This is a genomic window from Paracoccus sp. MKU1, from assembly GCF_001447385.1.
Taxonomy (GTDB): Bacteria; Pseudomonadota; Alphaproteobacteria; order Rhodobacterales; family Rhodobacteraceae; genus Paracoccus.
In genome coordinates, this window is sequence record NZ_LLWQ01000045.1 from 1 (window position 1) to 942 (window position 942).

Consider the following 942-nt stretch of genomic DNA (forward strand, 5'->3'; position numbering starts at 1 on the left):
ACCAGCTGCGGGCCGAAGTTCCGCGCCGTCGAGACCATCGCCACCCGCACCTGATTGTCCAGCCGGCCCTGCATCTGCTCGACGACATGCACCGCCTCGCGCAGGGTCTCGGCCAACCGCTCGGCATAGGGGACCAGTGCCGTGGCGGTCTGGGTCGGCTGGACGGAACGGCCGTCCTTGACGAACAGCGTGGCGCCGAGCGCCTCGGCCAGCCGGCTCATCTGCATCGAGACGGCGGGCGGCGACAGCGACAGCTTTTCGGCCGCGCGGTTGAAGCTGCGGCATTCGACGGCGGCCAGGAAGATCTGCATCTGCCGCAGGGTGATCTTGTCGCCGGCCTCGTCCAATCCGCATCCCCGCATTGCCCCGGTTGAACTGGTCGCGCGTCAGCCCGGCGGGGTCAAGTCCGGCTTGCGGGTAAAGAAGTCGTTGCCCTTGTCGTCGGTGACGAGGAAGGCGGGGAAATCCTCGACCCGGATGCGCCAGACCGCCTCCATGCCGAATTCGGAAAAGCCGATGACTTCCACGCTTTTGATCACGTCGCGACCCAGCACCGCCGCAGCGCCGCCGACCGATCCCAGGTAGAAGCCGCCATGTTGCTGGCAGCTGGCCACCACCTCGGGCGCGCGGTTGCCCTTGGCGATCATCACCCTTGACGCGCCATGCGCCTGAAGCTCGGGCACATAGGGGTCCATGCGCGCCGCCGTGGTCGGTCCGAACGAGCCCGAGGCATGGCCCTGCGGCGTCCGGGCCGGGCCGGCGTAATAGACCGGGTGGTCGCGCAGGTAGCCGGGCAGGGGCTTGCCCTCGCGCATCAGCCGCGCCAGTTCGGCATGGACCAGGTCGCGGGCCACGATCATCGTGCCCGACATCAGCACCGGCGCGCCGACCGTCAGCTGCGACAGCGCCGCGCAGACCCTATCCATCGGCTGGTCGAGGTCG

2 protein-coding genes are annotated in these 942 nt (G+C 69.0%); both read right to left on the reverse strand.

What is annotated here, in order from left to right:
• A partial coding sequence (locus AQY21_RS02795; RefSeq protein ID WP_161905891.1) for a LysR family transcriptional regulator occupies positions 1-347 on the reverse strand: 347 nt, incomplete at its 3' end.
• 39 nt (positions 348-386) lie between these two features.
• Positions 387-942 (reverse strand): FumA C-terminus/TtdB family hydratase beta subunit (locus AQY21_RS02800; RefSeq protein WP_203416345.1); only part of this gene is annotated, 556 nt, incomplete at its 5' end.